The sequence below is a fragment of the Lysobacter enzymogenes genome, assembly GCF_017168095.1.
Taxonomy (GTDB): Bacteria; Pseudomonadota; Gammaproteobacteria; order Xanthomonadales; family Xanthomonadaceae; genus Lysobacter; species Lysobacter enzymogenes_D.
In genome coordinates, this window is the sequence record NZ_LXSD01000235.1 from 1 (window position 1) to 1,092 (window position 1,092).

General features: G+C 74.1%; 2 protein-coding genes. One reads left to right on the forward strand and one right to left on the reverse strand.

The genetic code is table 11. The annotated features are described in order from the left end of the window. The coding region (locus A7A76_RS25545) for an esterase/lipase family protein (protein WP_241200761.1) at positions 1-331 on the reverse strand (331 nt) is incomplete at its 3' end. Positions 332-802: 471 nt separating this feature from the next. Between A7A76_RS25545 and A7A76_RS06165 the strand changes: the two genes are divergently transcribed. After that, positions 803-1,092, forward strand: a 290-nt coding sequence (locus tag A7A76_RS06165) for a hypothetical protein (protein WP_206410363.1), incomplete at its 3' end; no start/stop codon positions are given.

Below are 1,092 nucleotides of genomic sequence, written 5' to 3' on the forward strand. Positions count from 1 at the left end.
GGCGCGACAGGCCGCCGGCGGCGGCGCTGCCGAGCAGCGGCGAGCCCAGGCACACCACGCGCCGCACCGGCAGGTCGGGGTGTTCGCGCAGCGCGCGCAGGGTCATCAGGCCGCCGAGGCTGTGGGCGAGCACGTGCGCCGGCTCGCGGCCCAGGCTCTCGACCAGTTTCGGCAGCACCGCTTCCGGGCCGGCGGCGGCGCCGGCGTAGGCGAAGGTCTCGGGACGGAAGCCGGCGGCGGCCAGGCGCGCGCCGAGCCAGGCCATCGACACGCCGGGCATCCAGATGCCGTGCAACATCACGATCCTGCGCAGGTTGGGCGAGCGGGCCATGGCGATACGGTCGAAGGGCGTGCGATCACTATCGGGCCGCATCGGCGGGGCGCCAACCGGACGGCGGCGGCGGCAGTCACCAGGACTTCAGGCGGCGCGAGGCCGCGCGGCCCTGCCGGCGCGCAGGGCGGCCGCGCGGGCGCCCTGCTCCCGCTGCGGCCATGCGCCGTCCGAGCGCAGCGCCTGGACGCCTGTGCACCGATTACAAACGTGCAGCCAAGCCGAACCGCGCTCACAGTTCGGCGCCGCGGGCCGGCCGGCGCGCGGGACCGCCCCCGGCCAGGGCCGCCCGCCCGGGCCGCGCGTCAAATCCGTCAAGTCCCGGCGATGCGATCTGCGTCGCCAAAATGAGATGGATGTCATCGAACAACAAATGTGAAACAGCCAAGCATCCAAACCGTGATGCCGTGCAAATATTGCACGGCCGGCGCACCGCAGGATGCGCGCCACCCGCAGCCGACGGCAGCCCGCATGGCCCCGCGCTCCACGACGACCGCCTTGCCCATCGTCAACGTGCTCGCTTCGGCGCTGCTGGCCGTGGTGGCGATGTATTCGGCGACGCCGGCCTCGTGCGAGCAGCCCAGCCACATCGGTCTGATCCACCCCATCCACCTGTTCTTCGACCGCGCCAGCGTGCGCCTGCAGCGCAGCTATCCGCAGCTGATGCAGTGGTCGCCGGCGCAATGGGTGCTGCCGCGCCGGATCGACTGCCGCTGCGCCCCGCCGGCGCCGCCGCCGGCCCCGGCCGCCGCCGCGCGCTG